Raw genomic sequence first — 17,732 nt, forward strand, 5'->3', positions numbered from 1 at the left:
GCTCCGAACGAGGGGCGGACATCATGCGGGACCTGATCAAGATCGCGGCGGCCGGAACGGTGATGGCGGCCTATGCCCTGCTCGCCCCGTCGCTCGTCGAGGCGGTTCCGAGCCCGGCGGGCTCGGCGAAGACCTTCACGCAGCGCCTGCCGCAGGCGGGCGGCGCGGTTCCGGTGAGCGCCCGGATCGACGGGGAAGCGCCGATTCCGGGGCAGGTCGTGGTCACCCGCCGGCCGCTTCTGGTCGGCATCTCGGCGGGCGAAGCCTCCCGATGAGCGCCGCGGACAGATCTCTGCTCGCGGCGGCGTTCCTGCTCGGCCTCGGAGCGGCCGTTCTCCTCAACACCTTCCTCGCCTGACGCCGATCCGGTCGTGTCGGGCGTCGCGGAGCTTTTTCAGGCCGCCACGCTCGCCAGGGCGTGGCGGTTGCCGTGCAGGCCCGCGCAGAGATCGTCGATCTCCGTCACGTCGAGGGCCTCGCCGCTGCTGGCGGCGATGGTGTCGATCAGGTCGTCCTTCCGGGGGTCGAACGGGTGACCCTGCATCCGGTAGAACTGGTAGTAGCGCAACGCCGCCAGAAGCGTGTCGCGCTCGCGGGCGGTGACGGTGAGGTTCTGCGTGGTCATGGGCTTCCCCTTGGCTTGCAACGAACGCCGAGGCGAGACCGCGCGCGACTCGCCTAGCTTGACCGTTGTAGCCGCCCGGCCGCGGCCCCGTCTATGAGATGTGGCGGGATCGCAGGGGCCTCGCTCCCGGCGCTCATCCCGGCACCGTCCCCGCCATCCGCAGCGTGGACGGCGTGCTCGAACGGGCCGAAGGGACGGGTTCGGATAATCCGTAATAGTCTTCCAGGATCCGCGGATAGGCGGCCGGCCGGAACGGCCTGCGGGCGGCCCAGAGCGCGTCGATGGGGAGCGCGAGCAGGGCCGCGTTCAGCCGCTGCGGATCGTCGGCGAGCGCCGGATCGAGGCGGTGGCCCTCGCCGCTCTCGCGCAGCCGCTCGGCCTGGGCGCCGAGATCGAACACCACCGGCGGCACGCCCGCGGCCAGCGCGAGGGAGAGCGTGTAGCAGTAGGTCTCCGGCCAGATCGATGGGAGCAGGGCGAGATCGGGATCGAGCCGGGCGATCTCGGCCAGCGCCGTCGCGTCGTTGCCGTAGAGGCCGGTCTCGCGCACGCCCGCGGCCTCCATGGCGCGCGGCTCGGCGGAATGGCCGACGATCGTGAACACGATCGGCAATTGCCGCAGCCGGGCATCGAGGGCGAGGTTGTGGACGACGTCGTACCCCTTGTGCGCGCCGATCGATCCGATCACCGCGACCCGCAGCGGCCCCTCCCGGCGCTGGCGGGCCTTGAGCGCGATGCCGGCCGGCGTCTCCTCGTGCGGGCGCAGCACGATGCGGTCGAGGTGCAGCGCCGGACCGATGCGGGCGGCGAGATCGGCGGAGGGGGCGAACACCGTGCGCGCGCGGTCGAGGAAGCCGGCCCAGAGCCGCCGCCGCTCGGCGGGATCGGGCAGGAGGATCCCGTCGGCGTCGCGGTCGAGGCGGATGCAGTCGCGGCAGGCGGCGGGCTCCGCCAGGCCGCAATAGACGTTGTCGGGCCGCACGAGGTTGTTGCGGTGGCAGACCGCGGCGTAGTCGTGCAGCGTCACGTCGTAGCCGGTGCCCGCCTCCTCGATCAGCCGCATCGCCGCGCGGGTCGCGGGCGCGTCGAGCCCCGCCAGCGAGTGGACATGCACCATCGCCGGCCCGAGCCAGCCGATCAGCTCGGCGAGGAGATCCGCGTCCCGGTCGAGGGAGAGCGGGTCGAGGATGGAGACGGGGAAATCGATCCCGCCCGATCCGGGCAAGCCGAGCTTGAACCCGCCGGGCTCGTCGGTGCGCAGGTAGACGACACCGAGCCCGGCCTCGGCGAGGCGCAGGCTCAGCGACTCGATATGGGTCTCGACGCCGCCGCCGAAATCGTGGGTGACGATCACGGCAAGGCCGCGTTCGGCGCTGGCCCTCGCGCGCTTGGCGAAGCGGTAGAGGTCGAGCCGGCGCCGGGCGAAGCGGGCGGGATCGACTTCGATGTGGTTGTGGACCCGGCGCTGGTAATCGGGGTGCTTGGTCAGGATCGTGCGGAAGATGTCCGCACCCTTGGTCGCGAGCAGCGCGCCGAAGGACACGCTGCCGGAATGGAACACGAAGACGTCGTGGGCCAGGAGGTTGGTGAAGCCCGCCTTGAGGGCGCGCATGCAGAAATCGTTCTCCTCGCCGTAGCCGCGCCCGAAGGTCTCGGCGTCGAGGAGACCCACCGCCGCGATCGCCTCCCGGCGCATCGCCATGCAGAAGCCGACCCCCGTCGGCACCGGCGAACTCGTGCGGGCGTTGCAGGCGCGGGTGAAGGCGTCGATCTCGGCGGGCGTGATCTCGAGCCGGGCCTGGTTGTCGACGTTCGGCCGCGGATAGCTGCAGATCGTGGCGTTGTTGGTGAACGGCGTCACCGTGGCGACGCGGGGGTCGGCGTCGAGGTGCCAGAGCATCCGGTCGAGCCAGTCGCCGTAGACCACGATGTCGGCGTTCAGGAGCACGACGTCCTTGCCCGCGGCCCGCTCGAGGCCGCGGTTGCAGGTCCGCACGAAGCCCAGATTGGCGTCGTTGACGAGGTGGGCGAACAGGCCCCGTCCGGCGAGGTCGGCGAGCGCCGCGCTCAGGCGCGGATCGGGGCTGCAATCGTCGATGACAAGGAGGGCGAAGGGCGTGGCCTGCGGCGCGCTCAGGACCGAGTGGATCGCCCGCAGCGTGTCGTCGTAGCCCTTGTAGACCGGCATGATCAGCACGGCCCGCGCCGCGGCGATGTCGGCGGCCCCCTGCGCCTGCGCCCACTCGGCCGGGCTCGGCGCGACCTGCGCCGGCCAGTTCCCGAGACCGAACGGCGTCGGCCGGAAGCCGCGGGCCTTGCCCACCGCGAGATAGTGGAAGAACGGGTTGAGCCCGGCGCCGATCTCCCGCCGGTAATGACTGCGGTAGAAGCGCACCGAGAAGTCGGGGCTCGGATCGCGGTCCTCGCGGGCGCCGAAATCGAGGAAGTGGCGGACCGGATCGACGCCGGAGCGGCGGATATCGGCGTTGGTGTCGAGATAGTGCTCCCGGTCGAAGGCGGCCGCGACCGTCTCGTAGATCTGCGCGTCGGAGGCCTCGGCCGGGTCGGCGGGCAGCGATGCCGCCTGCGGCTTGGCACGCCGCACGGGCGGGGCGGCGGCCTCCGAGGCCTGGAGCCGCCGCGTCGCGGCGAAATGGTAGAGCGGGCTGACGCCGAGGCGCCGCATATGGGCGTGGCGCTGCAGGTAGGCGTCGCCCGAGAACGCCTCGCTCGGATCGAGCCCCCTCCGCCAACCCTTGGTCAGGTAGTGGGCGAGCGGATCCTCGCCACCCTCCAGCCCCGCGAGGCGGGCGTAGTACGGCGCGTCGAAATAAGGTTCGACGACAGCGGCCTGGAGCGCCAGAAAATCCGGACCGGGCTGCGTCGGGACCCGCAGCCGCTCGGCGGCGGAGAGGCCCGCATAGTGGAGAAGCGGGTTGACCGGTGGCCGGTCGGCGAGGTGGCGGTCGATGTAGTACAGCGTCGCGAACACCGCGGAGGGGTCGCGGCCCTCGAGCCAGCCGTGGTCGAGGTAGTGCCGAAGCGGGTCGCCCCCGCCCGCGGCCACGTCGGGATAGGCGGCGGCGTAGAAGGCGGGATCGAAGAAGGGCGCGGCGGTCGCGGCATCGCGGCGCTTGGGCCGAAACAGCCTCGGCAGCTTGATCACGGCCACATCCCTCGAAAACGCAGTCACTGGCCCCGCCGCGGGGTTCCGGCCCTGCGAAGACATGGGAACGAAGTGTGGCGTGGCCGGGGCAACGCTGCCTCCATACAGTATTGTGCCGGACGATGGCTGCCGGCTTTCGTGAAACGAGGATGCGTCCGCCGGTCCAATGACGCGGACGGGGCGGCCCACGTGAGAATCCGCCCGAACCCCTTCCCCCGTGACGGGGTTCGGCTCTAAGCATCGGTGCCGCCTCAGATGCGGTCAGCAGTGCGGCATTGCCCGGGAGGGCACGATTTCGGACGGTCTCTGGTCATCGGCGCTCGGCCTCCTTGCGGTCATCGCGCTCGTCTTCGCCAACGGCTTCTTCGTCGCGGCGGAATTCTCCCTCGTCGCGGTGCGGCGCAGCCGGGTTGCCGAGCTGGTCAACGAGGGGCGGGCCAACGCCCGGGCACTTCAGCGCGCCACCGACCGGCTCGACGCGCACCTCGCCGCGACGCAGCTCGGCATCACCCTCTCCTCGCTGGCGCTGGGCTGGGTCGGCGAGCCGGCGCTGGCCCACCTGATCGAGCCGCTGTTCCACTGGCTGCCGGAAACCGCCGCCGGCATCACCGCGCACACGCTGGCCGTGGCTCTGGCCTTCGCCGTCATCACCACGCTGCACATCGTGCTGGGCGAACTGGCGCCGAAGAGCCTCGCGCTCCAGCGCAGCGAGCGCACGGCGCTCGTGATCGTGCGGCCGCTGACCCTGTTCCTGTTCATCTTCGGCCCGGCGATCCACCTCCTCAACGGGCTGGGCAACGGCGTGCTGCGGATGCTCGGCCTGCGGCCCGGCGAGGGCGAGGGACACCTCCCCTCCCCGAAGGAACTCAGCCTGCTCGTCACCGCGAGCCACGAGGCGGGCCTGCTGCACGAGGCGCAGGAGGACGCGGTGGCGCGCATCCTCGCCATCGGCGAACGGCGCATCCGCGAGATCATGACGCCGCGCAACGAGGTGGACTGGGTCGATCTCGACGACAGCCAGGAGGAGATCATCGAGGCCGTGCGCGCCTGCCGCCACGAGCAGCTCGTCGTCAGCCGCGGGCAGATCGACGACGTGGTCGGCGTGCTGCGCAAGCAGGACCTCCTCGACCAGTTCCTCGACAACAAGCCCCTCGACGTGAAGGCGGCGACCCGCGAGCCCATCGTCGTCCACGAGGGGCTGGCGATCCTGAAGGTGCTGGAGATGTTCCAGACCAAGCCGGTGCGCATGGCGATCGTCGTGGACGAGTACGGGAGCCTGGAGGGCATCGTCACCCAGACCGACCTGCTGGAGGCGATGGCCGGCGAGATCCCCGAGCCGGGCGAGGAGCGGATGGTGGTCGAGCGCGAGGACGGCTCGCTGCTCATCGACGGCATGATGTCGGCGACCGACGCCTTCGATCGCCTCGGCTTCCCGGAGCGTCCGCGCTCGGACGACTTCTCCACGCTCGCCGGCTTCTTCATCGTCCAGCTCGGACGCATCCCGACGGAGGGCGACAAGATCGAGACGCAAGGGTGGCGGATCGAGGTCGTCGACATGGACGGGCGGCGCATCGACAAGGTGCTCGCCGCGCGCCTGCCCGACGCCTGAGCGGTGCGATGACCCGCACCGTCTTCGTCCTCACCGGCGCCGGGATCTCCGCCGAGAGCGGGCTCGGCACCTTCCGCGACAGGGACGGCGTCTGGGCGCGGTTCGATCCCATGCGGCTCGCGACCCCCGAGGGCTTCGCCGCCGATCCGGTGCTCGTCCACGAATTCTACAACCATCGCCGCCGCGACGCGCGCGCCGCCGCCCCGAACCCGGCGCACGCGGCGCTCGCCCGGCTGGAGGCGGGGCTGGCGGCGCGCGGCGGCCGGCTGTTCCTGTGCACGCAGAACATCGACGACCTGCACGAGCGGGCGGGCTCGCGCCACGTCGTGCACATGCACGGCGAAGTGTTGCGCGCGCGCTGCACCGCCTGCGGCACGGAAACCGTCTGGCACGAGGATCTCGGCGTCGAGACGCCGTGCCCGCATTGCGGCCGCCGCGAGACGATGCGGCCCGACGTGGTGTGGTTCGGCGAGATGCCCAAACAGCTCGACGTCATCGACGAGGCGCTCGCCGAGGCCGACCTGTTCGTGGCGGTCGGCACCTCCGGCGCGGTCTACCCGGCGGCGGGCAACGTGGCGCAGGCCCGCGCCTTCGGAATCCCGACCCTCGCCCTCACCCTGGAGGCCGCCGACAATGCCGGCCTGTTCGAGGCGACCCGGCTCGGCCGCGCGAGCGAGACCGTGCCGGCCTTCGTCGACGAGGTGTTGAGCGCAAAAGTGTGATCCGCGCCTACCGCTGCGGCCCGTAGGGCGGCCGCGGGATCGCGCGGTGGGCGGCCCTGAGCGCCGCCGACCAGCGCTCGCGCAGATCGTGGAAATAGCTCTCGCCGGCCTCGATGCGATGGTTCACTTCGAGGTCGCGGGCGCCGCGGCGCTGCACGGCGATGTCGATCGGCAGGCCGACGCCGAGATTCGAGCGCATGGTCGAATCCATCGAGACGAGGCCGACCTTCAGGGCGTCGTAGAGATCGGTCTCGAACGTCACCGCCCGGTCAAGGATCGGCTTGCCGTATTTGTGCTCGCCGATCTGGAGGAAGGGCGCCTCGCGGCTGCACTCGATGAAGTTGCCGGCGGAGTAGATCATGAACAGCCGCATCGGCTCGTCGCCGATCTGCCCGCCGAACAGGAATGACACCTCCATGCGCAGGTTGGCGGCCTCGAACCCGGCCTGCTCGATCTCGCGCACCCGGCGGATCGCCCGGCCGACGAGCTGGGCCGCCTTGAACATCGTGGCCGCGTCCGCGAGCTTCGGCGGCGTCTCGCCCTCGATGTCGTCCACGCCCTCGCGGAGCATGCTCAGCACCGATTGCGTCATCGAGAGGTTGCCGGCCGAGGCCAGCATCATCACGCGCTCGCCCGGCACGTTGAACATGTGCAGCTTGCGATAGGTCGAGATGTTGTCGAGCCCCGCATTGGTGCGGGTGTCGGCGATCATCACCAGCCCGTCCTCGACGAGCACTCCGACGCAGTAGGTCATGGCGGCACCCGCCTCAGGCAAAAGGGCCCGGTGAACCGGGCGGATCGTGGCGGCCCGCTTCGCACGCGCCGCGCGCGGGCCGCAAGAGACCTTGTTCGAGGCCGGGCCTCCGCTCGGAGCGTGCCTCAGCCCTGCGATTGGCTCTGCGTCTGCTGGCCTCGCGCCTGATGCTGCGATTGCGCCTGCACCTGCTCGACCCGCAGGGCCACGTCGAGGGTTTCGGTGCCCCCGCCCATGCGGCTGCCGCGGATCGGCGCGGCGCCGAGATAGTCGAGGCCGACGGCGACGCGCACATGCGCCTCGGTCGCCGAGAGGCCGTTGGCGGGGTCGAAGCCGACCCAGCCGAGTTCCGGCACGAGCGACTCCGCCCAGGCATGGGCCGCCTTCTGGTCGTCGCCGCCGTCGTCGCGGCGGAAGTAGCCCGAGACGTAGCGGGACGGGATTGCCAGGTGCCGGGCGGCGGCGAGGAAGATATGGGTCAGATCCTGGCACACGCCTTTCCCCGCCTCGAAGGACTGGGCGGCACTGGTGGCGGCGCTGGACGGGCCCGGCTCGAAGACCACGGCGTCGTGCACGGCGGCGAGCAGGCGGTGCAGGGTCGAGAGCGGATCGCGCTCCCCCGCCGCCCCCGCGACCCTCTCCGCGAAGGTCTTGAGGTCCGGGCTCGCCTCGGTGAGCGGCGTGTCGCGCAGGTAGAACAGGTCGGGCAGGCGCTCGACCGCGCCGCGCACGATGCCGCTCGTCTCGAAGGTCTCGATCTCGCCGGTCACCCGCACGGTGAGCGCGTCGGTGGGATCGTCGGCGGTGAACCAGTGGACGAGGTTGCCGAACCCGTCCTCGCGGGCGGTAAGCCGCCCGTTGACGGAGGGCTCGATCCGCCACTCGCGCACGTGCTGCCCGTCATGGTCGCGCGGTGTCAGCCTCAGGATCTGGATCAGGCCGCGGGCCGGCTGCTCGTAGGTGTAGACCGTATCGTGGACGATCCGGATGCGCATGCCTTGATCCTGCCGGGGCGAGTCGCGGCACGCTAGGGCACGGGAGACGATTTGGAAATCGGGCCGCCTGCCCAAAGCGTTGGCAGGACGGGCGTTCTCGATCCTCCGCTGTCTTGCGCGCACTGCGCCGCCGTGCAGTGACCCCACGGCCCGACGATCCCTCCGGCGAACCCGAGGATGGCGGTGCAGATGCTCGGGCGAAGTCGGCGCCGCCCGACCGGCCCGCGCTCAAACTCCAGCCTTGGTCGCTCCGAAGAGGCACCGGAACGATCTTGCAGGGACCGTTGTTTCCGGGCCCCGAGCGTACAGCGTTCCGTCGGGACGATCCGACCGAAGCCCCGATCGCGAAGCCAGAGTATCGCGCCTCCTCTTGCCGCAGAACTGCGGCATGAAGAAAAGACTTTGCCTATACGGTTGATACGTCCACGTTAATCTGCCGTTCATTGCAGCAATTTGTTCGGTGTCGGCGCAAATTTCTTGGAACGGTCTTTCCAACCTCTCCGTTTCTGGTCCCGCAACGACCGAAACACTCGGAGGAAATCATGCTCAAGCACATTCGCGTCGCCGCTCTCGCCGGCACTTTCATCGTCGGCGGCGCGGCGCTCGCCCTCGCTCAGTCGTCCTCGACGACCGGCACCGGTGGTTCCTCGGCGGGCGGCGGCACCAGTTCCTCGACGGTGGGGACCGGCGGCTCCTCGGCCGGCTCGGGCGGCGGCTCGGGTTCCTCCTCGACGACCGGCACCGGCGGCTCGTCGGCGGGCGGCGGCACCAGCTCCTCGACGGTCGGGACCGGCGGCTCCTCGGCGGGCAAGAGCGGCAGCGGCTCGTCCATGGGCTCGGGCGGTTCCTCGTCCGGCATGTCCGACGGCGCGGGCAAGTCCGGCAGCGCCCCGGGGCACGACAAGAGCGGCCCCGGAAACTCCGAGAACGCGCCGGGCCACAACAAGCGCTGAGCCGCGGCGGGCGTGAAGGCGCGGGCGCGGTTCGGACGAGCCGCGCCCGTCTCGGCTCCTGAGGAGGGACGCATCATGGCACGCGTGATCCTGCCGCTTCTCGGCGGCGCACTCGCTCTCGCCGGCATCGCCGCGATGCAGGCGCAGACCAGCGCTCAGACCAGCACCGTCCGGACCGGCCCGGACGGCGTCTCGAGCAGCACGACCGTCACGACCGGCCCCAACGGCAAGCCGTGCAGGGTCGTCCACTCCGACGATGCCAAGGACGGGGCCAAGGACCCGGCGAAAAACTCCGGCACGCTGTCGAGTTCGGTCACCGCCGGTCCCGACGGGGTGAAGAGTTCCACCACCGGAGGCCCGTCGGTGACGACGCGATCGGGCGACGGCACGACCAGCAGCTCGGCCAGCAGTTCGAGCTCCGGCGGCGGCAGCACCATGACGACGACCGGCGACGGCGACTGCGTGGTCACCGTGCCGCGCAAGAAATGAGGATTCCATGCGCATCACCATGAGCATCACCAAGACGATCCTCAGGCCGACGACGGCGCTCGCCGCCCTCGGCCTCGTCCTCGCTCCGGCCCTCGCGCAGGCGCAGGGCGGCGCGACGGCGGGCAGCGCCGGCTCGGCGGCGTCCGGCGGCACCGCCGCCTCAACCGTCGGCACGGGCGGCACCTCGACGGGGGCGAACGGCTCCACGGGCTCCTCGCTCGCGACCGGCGGCGCGGCGGCCGGCGGCAAGACCATGGACCGCTCGCACGTGAACGAGACCGGCCAGGGCGGCCTCAACGGCCAATCCAAGGTCATGGCCCATGACGGCGGCACCTTCTCGAAGTCGCACACCAAGACCAAGGTCCGCGACGGCGAGGCCGTCGAGTCGCGCACCAAGACCATGGCGCACGAGCCCGGCTCGAAGCCCGTGAAATCGACCACCACCACCGGCTCGACGACCGGCCGGTGAGGCCGGCCGGGCGCCGCCCCCGATCCCATCCGATCTGATGTCAGGAGGCCCGATGCTCCGTAGATCGACCCTCACCCTCCTCTCGGTGCTGGCCTTCGCCGGCGGCATCGTCGGAACCACCACGTCCGCCATGGCCGACCCGCCCTGGGCGCGCGGCGGACGCGGCTTCCACCACGGCGGTCCGCCGCCCTGGGCGCCGGCCCACGGATGGCGGCGCAAGCACGAGTACGGCGGCCATGACGGCCGGTCGTATCGCGGGTCTCGGTTCTACGAGGGGCGGCGCTCCGGCGGATATCGCTACTGACCCGGCTGGGGCTGCGCGCGTCGGAAGCGGGGCAGCCGATCCGCCCGGGCGAGCTGGCAGAAGACGAGAGCCGATCCCGACAGGGCGGGATCGGCTCTCGGTGACCACCGTCGAAGCGCTTGGACCCGCTGCGGCGCTCAGACGATCTGGCGCGGGGCAACCCCCACCGGCACGGACAGCGCCGGTCCGCCGCCGGCCGAGGTCGCGTTGTAGCTCCCGACGAGGTCATGCGCCTCCTGCTCGCTCGCGGCGGCCGGCGGCGACCCCCACATGCTCGTCCCGTTGGGCTCGCGGATGGCGAGGATCGATACGGCGCCGATCACGCCGGCGATCATCAGGTAATAGGCGGGCCAGTTGAGGTCGCCCGTATAGGCCACGAGCGATCCGACGACCACCGAGGTCGTCCCGGCGAACAGCGACACCGACACGTTGAAGGAGATCGAGAGGCCGCTCGCACGGACATTCGTGGGGAAGAGGGCCGGCAGGGTCGAGGGCATCGTCGCGCTGAAGCAGATCAGCAGCATTCCCATGATCAGCAGGCCGAGGAAGACCGCGGTCTCGCTCTGGCTGCGGATCAGCAGGATCATCGGCAGGGCCAGGACGACGAGGCCGATCGCCCCGATCAGGGCGAAGGGCTTGCGCCCGAAGCGGTCCGACAGGCGGCCGATGAAGGGGATCGACAGGAGCGCGAGCACCATCACCGCGATCTGCAGGACCTGCGACTCCGTCGGCGAGATGCCGCCGGTCCGCTGCATCATCGGCAGGGTCTGGGTGACGTAGGTCGGCATGTACGAGGTCAGCATGTAGTTCGGCACGTTCCAGGCGAGCGCCAAGCCCATGCAGACGAGGACGTAGGGCCAGAGGGCGAGGATGTCCTTCGCGGTCTGCCCCGCGCGCAGGCGCTTCTCGCGATCTTCCGTCTCCTGCTCCAGAGCCGCGAAGGCGGGCGTCTCGGCGAGCTGCGTGCGCAGGTAGACGCCGATAAGCCCGAGCGGCAGGGCCAGGAAGAAGGGCAGGCGCCAGCCCCAATCGAGCAGTTGCTCCTCGGTCAGGGCAACGCCCGCCACGGTGACCACGATGGCGCCCAGCAGGTATCCGGTGAAGGTGCCGAATTCCAGCCAGCTGCCGAGATAGCCGCGCCGCCGGTCGGGGGCGTACTCGGCGATGAAGGTCATGGCGCTGCCGTACTCGCCGCCGGTGGAGAAGCCCTGGACCAGCCGGGCGCAGAGAAGCAGGAGCGGCGCGGCGATGCCGATGCTCTCCTGGCTGGGAATGCAGCCGATCGCGAAGGTGCCGACGGCCATCAGGATCATCGTCGCCGCGAGAACCTTGTTGCGGCCGATCCGGTCGGCCAGGGGGCCGAAGAACATGCCGCCGAGCGGCCGGATCAGGAACGCGACCGCGAACAGCCCGAACGTCGCGATCTCACCCATCGTGTGGGAGAGATTGGAGAAGAACACCTTCTGGATCGTCGGCTCGAAGAAGGCGTAGACGCCGAAATCGTACCACTCGGCCACGTTCCCGATCGACGCCGCCGAGATGGCGCGCCGGATCGTCGACGGCTCGGTCACGGTACAGTCCGAAGCCTTCCAATCCTTGTCGTCCTCAACATGCATTGACAGCATAGCTTGTCTCTCTCCGCAGGGCCACTGAGAAGAAAAAGCGATTCCTGAAATGGCGGATGCGCTCATGCGCTCATCGCCGCGATGCATCGCAACACGGCAACCATGAATACGTTTCAGTCGAAGACCGGCGCTGGTCTTCCTCCCGCACGGCAATGCCGAATATTTTTATCCATGAGAGCCGCAGCCGGCGCCCGCACAGGCTGCAACCGGGGACTACTTTGATCGAGTCATCCGCCGCGACTTGTCGCGGAACGACGTTTTTTTGCGATTTGTTGCGCGGCGGTCCGATTCACCCCGCCGCCGCTCCGCGCGCTTCAGCACATTCAGCCGCCGCGACACGTCCCACCGGTTTCGAGAAAAGCGGCCGAGACTGACGGATCGACAGTCTTGACGAGTATTCGGGCCGAGATCAAGGCAGCGGCACCCTCGGCCGCGAGCGGCCGAAATCAGCGTCGCCGCCGCGTATCCGGGCGGAGAGACGCCCGGACCCGCGCCCCGACCGAGCGCTTCGGTGCCTCCCCCGTCATCGCGAGGCGGAGCCGAAGCGATCCAGGGCGCGACCTTTTCGGAGATGTCGCGCCCTGGATTGCTTTCGCTGAGCCTCGCAATGACGCTGGAGAGACCGGAGCGATCGACCGGATGATGGATGAGACGGTTTCCGGTTGATCGGTTCGGTTCACCCCCACCGCCGTCATCCCGGGGCCGCGCAGCGGAACCCGGGATCTACCCGTGATGCGCAGCCAAAACAGAGCGTCGAGGCCAGTCGTGGGTTGCACCCCTCCGGTGCGCCCCTTCGGGTCCGGGTTCGCCTCCGGCGCCCCGGCATGACGGGAAACGGCACCGAGGGAATCGACAAAAACCGTCTTACACTAGGTACTGCTCGCTGATCGCCGCCCCGAGCCCGTTGTTCTCGGCGATGAAGCCCTGGATGAACTCGTGCAGGCCCGAGGCGAAGATGCGCTCGATGTCGGCACTGCGCAGCTTCGCCCGCAGGTTGCTCGCCAGACGCTGGCTCTCGCCGCGGCGGCCGTAGGCGTCGGCGATGAGGTCGAGATGCTCCACCAGCATCCGGTAGCAGCTCGCGAGCGAGCGCGGCATCTCGGGATTGAGGATGAGCAGGTCGGCGACCAGCACCGGCTTGATGCTCTCGCGGTAGACCCAGTGATAGGCGTTGAAGGCCGAGACCTCGCGCAGGATCGTGGTCCACTGGAAGTAGTCGAGCGAGCCGCCGACCCGCTCGGTCGCCGGCAGCAGAATCTGGTACTTCACGTCGAGGATGCGCGCGGTGTTGTCCGCCCGCTCGATGGCGGTGCCGGCGCGGGTGAACCAGTAGGCGTCGTTCCTCAGCATCGTCCGGTAGGCCGAGCCGTCGAAGGTGAGCGAGACGCGCTTCACCCAGTCGAGGAACTGCGTGAACTCCTCGCGCGAGAGGTCGCGGCCCTCGTAGGAGCGAAGCTCCAGCCACGCGCCGTTGATCGTGTCCCACATCTCGGTGGTGAGCGCCGTGCGGATCGAGCGGGCGTTCTCCCGCGCCGTGGCGATGCAGGAGCGGATCGAGGACGGGTTGTGGGGCGAGAAGGCCAGGAAGTTGCAGACGGTGTGCTCGTTGACCGCGTCGTAGAGCGTCTTGAACAGCTCCGGGTCGCCCGCCGAGGACAGGGCCGAGGCCCATTCGTTCGAGGTGCGGCCGCCGTAGCTCGACGGCAGGGCCGCGAGCCGGTGCGCCGCATCGAGGATGCGGGCCAGGAAATCCGCCCGCTCGGCGTAGCGCGAGAGCCAGTAGAGATTGTCGGCAGTCCGGGACAGCATGGGGTCAGCTCGCGGGCGCGGTGGCGACCGGGACGGCAGATGCGCGGTGTTTCATCACCGACGCCGCCCGGCCCGCCGAAGACATGCAAAACGAACGGGCGATCTGCTCAGGCATCGAGCACCCACGTGTCCTTAGTGCCGCCGCCCTGGCTCGAATTGACCACGAGCGAGCCCTCCTTCAGCGCGACGCGGGTCAGGCCGCCCGGCACGATGCGGATCTCGTCGGCGCCCGCCAGAACGAAGGGGCGCAGATCGACGTGGCGCGGGGCGACGCCCGAGGCGACGAAGGTCGGGCAGGTCGAGAGCGAGAGCGTCGGCTGGGCGATGAAGTTGTCGGGCGCGTGCCGCAGCTTCTTGGCGAACTCGTCGATCTCCCGGCGCGTCGCGTGCGGGCCGACCAGCATGCCGTAGCCGCCCGAGCCGTTGACCTCCTTCACCACGAGATCCTTCAGGTTGTCGATCACGTAGGAGAAGGCCTCCCGCTCGCGGCAGCGATAGGTCGGCACGTTGTGCAGGATCGGCTCCTCGCCGGTGAAGAATTTCACGATCTCCGGCATGTAGCTGTAGACGGCCTTGTCGTCCGAGATGCCGGTGCCGACCGCGTTCGAGAGCGTGACGTTGCCCCGTTCGTAGGCGTTCATCAGGCCCGGCACGCCGAGAACCGAGTCCGGGCGGAAGACGAGGGGATCCAGAAAGTCGTCGTCGAGGCGGCGGTAGATCACGTCGACGCGGCGCGGCCCCTCGGTGGTGCGCATGTAGACGACCTCGTCCTTGGTGAAGAGGTCGCCGGCCTCCACCAGCTCCACGCCGAGCTTGTCGGCCAGGAACGAGTGCTCGTAGAAGGCCGAGTTGTAGCGGCCGGGCGTCAGCAGCACCACGGTCGGGTCCCGCGTCGCGGAGGCGGGGGCGAGGCTGCGCAGGGTGGCGAGCAGGGCGTCGGGATAGTTCTCGACCGGGGCGACGCGGTGGCGGGAGAACAGCTCGGGGAAGAGCCGCATCATCACCTCGCGGTTCTCCAGCATGTAGGAGACGCCGGACGGGGTGCGGGCGTTGTCCTCCAGCACGAAGAAGTCGTTCTCGCCGGTGCGCACGATGTCGATGCCGGCGATGTGGACGTAGAGGTCGTGCGGCACGTCGAAGGCGCGCATCTCCATGCGGTAATGCGGGTTGCGGTAGACGAGGTCGGGCGGGATGATCCCGGCCTTGATGCACTCCTCCGCGCCGTAGATGTCGTTGATGAAGGCGTTGAGCGCGGTGACCCGCTGCTTGAGGCCGCGCTCCAAAAAGTCCCATTCGGGCTTCGTCAGCACCCGCGGGATGATGTCGAAGGGGATCAGCCGCTCGGTCGATTCGTTGGCGCCGTAGACGGCGAAGGTGATGCCGATGCGCCGGAACAGCATCTCGGCCTGGCTGCGGCGGGTGTTGAAGTGCTCCGGCGGCGTGTTGTCGAGCCAGGTCTTGAGGATGTCGTAGGCCTCGCGGACGGCGGCCGGTTCCGGCTGCTCCGATCCGCCCCCGTTCATCTCATCGAACGCCGTGAGCGCCATCCGCGCGGTTCCCCCTGATGTCTCGTCCGGCCGGAGCAAGAGGCAGGCCACCCGGATCGATGCCGCGCGTCCCGTCCCCGCATCGCCCCGACCTGCCGTGGCGGCTGCCCCGGACGGTGGCCGCCCGCGCCCCGTTCGGCGGCGGTTTGCCGGACAACCTGTCATCGATGTAGCGGACGGCCGGCGCTCGCCCATCCCTCCCGGCCCCGCTGATCCGGTTCCCGCTCTGATCAAGCGGAAACCGGATCAGATCAGCTGGAGCCCTTTCAGGCTCGCATGCCCGTCGCGGCCGAGGATGACGTGGTCGTGCACCACGATCCCGAGGGGATCGAGCACCGAGACGATCTCTCGGGTCATGCGGATGTCGGCCCCCGACGGGGTCGGGTCGCCGGAAGGGTGGTTGTGCGCCAGGATGATCGCGGTGGCCGAGAGTTCGAGCGCCCGGCGCGCCACCTCGCGGGGATAGACCGGGGTGTGATCGACGGTGCCGCGGCCCTGGACCTCGTCGGCGATCAGGTGGTTGCGCCGGTCGAGGAACAGCACCCGGAACTCTTCGCGGCCCGAGAAGGCCATGGTGGCGCGCAGGTATTCGAGGAGCGCGCTCCAGGACGAGAGCAGCGGCCGGCCGGCGATGGCGCCGCGGGCGAGCCGCCGGCCCGCGGCCGCGATCAGCTTGAGGTCCGCGGCGACGCCGGCGCTGACGCCCTCCACCTCGGTGAGCCGGGCGGGCTCCGCGCTGACGACCTCGGCGAACGAGCCGAAGCGGCGGATCAGCGCCTTGGCGAGCGGCTTCACGTCCCGCCGCGGGATCGCCCGGAACAGGACGAGTTCGAGCAGTTCGTAGTCGGCCAGCGCCTCGGCGCCGGCCTCCGCGAAGCGGGCGCGCAGGCGCTCGCGATGGCCGTGATAGTGCGGCGTCTCCCCGGCGGAGGTCGGAGCCTCGGCGAGCCCCGGCGGGGCGGGCGGTTCGGCCGGCAGGCGGACCATGTCCCGGCGGCCGTCAGTCGGCCCGGAACCCGTGGGGCTCGATCCCGTGGGGCTTGGGCTGGTCGAGCCCCTTGGGCGAGAGCGTGAAGATCTCGTAGCCGTCCTCCGTCACCGCCACCGTGTGCTCGAACTGCGCCGAGAGCGAGCGGTCGCGAGTCACGGCGGTCCAGCCGTCGGAGAGCACCTTCACCGCCGGGCGCCCGAGATTGATCATCGGCTCGATGGTGAAGAACTGGCCGGGTTTCAGCGGCACGTCGTAGCTCGGCTCGACGTAGTGCAGGATCGTCGGGGCGTCGTGGTAGACGCGGCCGAGCCCGTGGCCGCAGAAATCGCGCACCACCGAGCAGCGCTCGGCCTCCGCGTAGGCCTGGATCGCGCGGCCGATATCGTTGGTGGAGCCGCCGGGCCGCACCGCCCGGATGCCGCGCATCAGCGCCTCGTAGGTGATCTCGCACAGGCGCTGCGCCTTGCGCGGCACCTCACCGATATAGGCCATGCGGCTCGAATCCCCGTGCCAGCCGTCGAGGATCAGGCAGCAATCGAGGTTGACGATGTCGCCCTCGCGCAGGGGCTTGTCGTTGGGGATGCCGTGGCAGACGACGTGGTTGATCGAGGTGCAGATCGACTTGCGATAGCCGCGGTAGAACAGCGAGGCCGGATAGGCCCCGTGATCCATGCCGAACTCGAAGGCGAGCCTGTCGAGATGCTCGGTCGTCACGCCGGGCTGGGCGGCCTCGACCAGGAGGTCGAGCGCCTCGGCCGTGAGGCGGCCGGCGCGGCGCATGCCCTCGAATCCCTCCGGGCCGTGGATCGGCGGCTCCGGGGCGCGGCGCCCGCCTTCGGCGACGGCTTGCTCTTCACGGCTCATGGAGGTTCGGGCGCTTCGGCAGATGAGATGAGGCGGTCGGCTTCGTCTTACGCCGCGCGAGGGCCGGCGCCAACCCGAGCGCGCGCCTCACCTGGGCCATCGCCCGAAAGCGATCACCCTCGAAACAAGCCCGGGACGCCTTGATGCGAAAACGGCTTCCGCTACATGGCGTTCCGCCTAAAAAGACAGCGATGCAGGTATGGTGACAACCTGCGGTCTCCCCGGAGACAGTCACGCTTGAGCGGGTGACGCCGCTCTTGGCCTTGGCCGGACACAGCATGGAGCCCCCTTCATGCGCGTGATCGGTCATGGTCGCCGAAGGCCCTGGTCGATCCGTGTCCGTTTCTCGAACGGAAGGGCACGACCATGAAGCTGAACCACATCAACCTCTACAGCCACGACATCGCGGCCGACCGGGCGATGTTCGAGCATTACTTCGGCCTGCGCACGCTCGTCGTGCGCGGCGACGTGATGGCGATCATGCAGGACGATGACGGGCTCGTCCTGATCGTCAATCATTTCGAGAAGAAACGCGAAGGCTTCGACTATCCCGAGCAGCTCGACATCCTGCACATCGGTTTCATCCTCGAGTCGCGCCAGGCCGTCGATGCCCTGCATGCCAGCCTGAGCGCGGACGGCTGGGCGGCGCAGGCGCCGCACGACACGCACGGCGCCTGGTCCTTCTATTTCCGAGCGAAGGGCGGCTATTTCGTCGAGGTCACGACCCGCACGCCGATCCGTCCGGAAGAAGCCTGGAAGGGTGATCGCCGTTAGAGCCTCGAGGATGTCGCGTGGTCGGCGGCGCGATCC

At 69.8% G+C, this 17,732-nt stretch carries 17 protein-coding genes; 8 read left to right on the top strand and 9 right to left on the bottom strand.

Annotated elements, in window-relative coordinates; genetic code table 11:
• Positions 1-23 precede the first annotated feature (23 nt).
• Complete coding sequence (locus ABS772_RS22085) at positions 24-275, top strand: hypothetical protein (RefSeq protein ID WP_350396896.1); 252 nt, start codon at positions 24-26, stop codon at positions 273-275.
• A gap of 119 nt (positions 276-394) precedes the next feature.
• Here the strand turns inward: ABS772_RS22085 and ABS772_RS22090 are convergent, their stop codons facing one another.
• Positions 395-625, bottom strand: coding sequence for a hypothetical protein (locus ABS772_RS22090; RefSeq protein ID WP_096485175.1), 231 nt, complete (start codon positions 623-625; stop codon positions 395-397).
• 133 nt (positions 626-758) lie between these two features.
• Positions 759-3,791, bottom strand: coding sequence for a glycosyltransferase (locus ABS772_RS22095; RefSeq protein ID WP_350396897.1), 3,033 nt, complete (start codon positions 3,789-3,791; stop codon positions 759-761).
• 337 nt (positions 3,792-4,128) lie between these two features.
• Between ABS772_RS22095 and ABS772_RS22100 the strand changes: the two genes are divergently transcribed.
• Positions 4,129-5,400 (top strand): hemolysin family protein, encoded by a 1,272-nt coding sequence (locus tag ABS772_RS22100; protein WP_238255233.1) that lies wholly within the window; start codon positions 4,129-4,131, stop codon positions 5,398-5,400.
• A gap of 8 nt (positions 5,401-5,408) precedes the next feature.
• Complete coding sequence (locus tag ABS772_RS22105) at positions 5,409-6,122, top strand: NAD-dependent deacylase (RefSeq protein ID WP_350396898.1); 714 nt, start codon at positions 5,409-5,411, stop codon at positions 6,120-6,122.
• A 7-nt stretch (positions 6,123-6,129) separates the two neighbouring features.
• Here ABS772_RS22105 and ABS772_RS22110 read toward each other — a convergent pair whose 3' ends face one another.
• Both ABS772_RS22110 and ABS772_RS22115 read right to left on the bottom strand, forming a co-directional pair.
• Complete coding sequence (locus tag ABS772_RS22110) at positions 6,130-6,876, bottom strand: peptidase (protein WP_238255229.1); 747 nt, start codon at positions 6,874-6,876, stop codon at positions 6,130-6,132.
• Positions 6,877-7,001: 125 nt separating this feature from the next.
• Positions 7,002-7,871: a transglutaminase family protein gene (locus tag ABS772_RS22115; RefSeq protein ID WP_238255230.1), complete on the bottom strand. Its 870-nt coding sequence runs from the start codon at positions 7,869-7,871 to the stop codon at positions 7,002-7,004.
• 542 nt (positions 7,872-8,413) lie between these two features.
• On the opposite strand from ABS772_RS22115, the gene ABS772_RS22120 reads away from it, so the two are divergent.
• The 4 genes from ABS772_RS22120 to ABS772_RS22135 all read left to right on the top strand — a co-directional run bounded on the left by ABS772_RS22120 (position 8,414) and on the right by ABS772_RS22135 (position 10,086).
• Positions 8,414-8,824, top strand: a complete 411-nt coding sequence (locus ABS772_RS22120) for a hypothetical protein (RefSeq protein WP_350396899.1) — start codon at positions 8,414-8,416, stop codon at positions 8,822-8,824.
• Between the two features lie 75 nt (positions 8,825-8,899).
• Positions 8,900-9,313: a glycosyl hydrolase gene (locus tag ABS772_RS22125; protein ID WP_350396900.1), complete on the top strand. Its 414-nt coding sequence runs from the start codon at positions 8,900-8,902 to the stop codon at positions 9,311-9,313.
• Between the two features lie 19 nt (positions 9,314-9,332).
• A complete protein-coding gene (locus ABS772_RS22130; RefSeq protein ID WP_350396918.1) occupies positions 9,333-9,782 on the top strand; it encodes a hypothetical protein in 450 nt (149 codons plus the stop codon).
• A gap of 52 nt (positions 9,783-9,834) precedes the next feature.
• On the top strand, positions 9,835-10,086 hold the full coding sequence (locus ABS772_RS22135; protein WP_238258795.1) for a hypothetical protein: 252 nt from the start codon (positions 9,835-9,837) through the stop codon (positions 10,084-10,086).
• 137 nt (positions 10,087-10,223) lie between these two features.
• Here ABS772_RS22135 and ABS772_RS22140 read toward each other — a convergent pair whose 3' ends face one another.
• From ABS772_RS22140 to map, 5 genes are all read right to left on the bottom strand, one after another.
• On the bottom strand, positions 10,224-11,657 hold the full coding sequence (locus ABS772_RS22140; protein WP_350396901.1) for an MFS transporter: 1,434 nt from the start codon (positions 11,655-11,657) through the stop codon (positions 10,224-10,226).
• A gap of 918 nt (positions 11,658-12,575) precedes the next feature.
• On the bottom strand, positions 12,576-13,520 hold the full coding sequence (locus tag ABS772_RS22145; protein ID WP_238255405.1) for an alpha-E domain-containing protein: 945 nt from the start codon (positions 13,518-13,520) through the stop codon (positions 12,576-12,578).
• A gap of 107 nt (positions 13,521-13,627) precedes the next feature.
• Positions 13,628-15,067 (bottom strand): circularly permuted type 2 ATP-grasp protein, encoded by a 1,440-nt coding sequence (locus ABS772_RS22150; RefSeq protein ID WP_238255404.1) that lies wholly within the window; start codon positions 15,065-15,067, stop codon positions 13,628-13,630.
• A 246-nt stretch (positions 15,068-15,313) separates the two neighbouring features.
• Entirely contained in the window at positions 15,314-16,054 is a 741-nt protein-coding gene (gene radC / locus ABS772_RS22155; RefSeq protein WP_350396902.1) for a RadC family protein, read from the bottom strand.
• Between the two features lie 13 nt (positions 16,055-16,067).
• Positions 16,068-16,922 (bottom strand): type I methionyl aminopeptidase, encoded by an 855-nt coding sequence (map, locus tag ABS772_RS22160; protein WP_350396903.1) that lies wholly within the window; start codon positions 16,920-16,922, stop codon positions 16,068-16,070.
• 366 nt (positions 16,923-17,288) lie between these two features.
• Between map and ABS772_RS22165 the strand changes: the two genes are divergently transcribed.
• The gene (locus tag ABS772_RS22165; RefSeq protein WP_350396904.1) at positions 17,289-17,696 is read left to right on the top strand and encodes a VOC family protein; all 408 of its coding nucleotides are present in this window, start codon (positions 17,289-17,291) and stop codon (positions 17,694-17,696) included.
• The last annotated feature ends 36 nt before the right edge of the window (positions 17,697-17,732 follow it).

It is taken from the genome of Methylorubrum podarium (genome assembly GCF_040270385.1).
Taxonomy (GTDB): Bacteria; Pseudomonadota; Alphaproteobacteria; order Rhizobiales; family Beijerinckiaceae; genus Methylobacterium; species Methylobacterium podarium.

Coding starts and splice junctions, on each gene's coding strand:
- ABS772_RS22085 (WP_350396896.1), top strand. CDS start 24: ATGCGGGACCTGATCAAGATCGCGGCGGCCGGAACGGTGATGGCGGCC.
- ABS772_RS22090 (WP_096485175.1), bottom strand. CDS start 625: ATGACCACGCAGAACCTCACCGTCACCGCCCGCGAGCGCGACACGCTT.
- ABS772_RS22105 (WP_350396898.1), top strand. CDS start 5,409: ATGACCCGCACCGTCTTCGTCCTCACCGGCGCCGGGATCTCCGCCGAG.
- ABS772_RS22110 (WP_238255229.1), bottom strand. CDS start 6,876: ATGACCTACTGCGTCGGAGTGCTCGTCGAGGACGGGCTGGTGATGATC.
- ABS772_RS22115 (WP_238255230.1), bottom strand. CDS start 7,871: ATGCGCATCCGGATCGTCCACGATACGGTCTACACCTACGAGCAGCCG.
- ABS772_RS22120 (WP_350396899.1), top strand. CDS start 8,414: ATGCTCAAGCACATTCGCGTCGCCGCTCTCGCCGGCACTTTCATCGTC.
- ABS772_RS22125 (WP_350396900.1), top strand. CDS start 8,900: ATGGCACGCGTGATCCTGCCGCTTCTCGGCGGCGCACTCGCTCTCGCC.
- ABS772_RS22130 (WP_350396918.1), top strand. CDS start 9,333: ATGAGCATCACCAAGACGATCCTCAGGCCGACGACGGCGCTCGCCGCC.
- ABS772_RS22135 (WP_238258795.1), top strand. CDS start 9,835: ATGCTCCGTAGATCGACCCTCACCCTCCTCTCGGTGCTGGCCTTCGCC.
- ABS772_RS22145 (WP_238255405.1), bottom strand. CDS start 13,520: ATGCTGTCCCGGACTGCCGACAATCTCTACTGGCTCTCGCGCTACGCC.
- ABS772_RS22150 (WP_238255404.1), bottom strand. CDS start 15,067: ATGGCGCTCACGGCGTTCGATGAGATGAACGGGGGCGGATCGGAGCAG.
- radC (WP_350396902.1), bottom strand. CDS start 16,054: ATGGTCCGCCTGCCGGCCGAACCGCCCGCCCCGCCGGGGCTCGCCGAG.
- map (WP_350396903.1), bottom strand. CDS start 16,922: ATGAGCCGTGAAGAGCAAGCCGTCGCCGAAGGCGGGCGCCGCGCCCCG.
- ABS772_RS22165 (WP_350396904.1), top strand. CDS start 17,289: ATGAAGCTGAACCACATCAACCTCTACAGCCACGACATCGCGGCCGAC.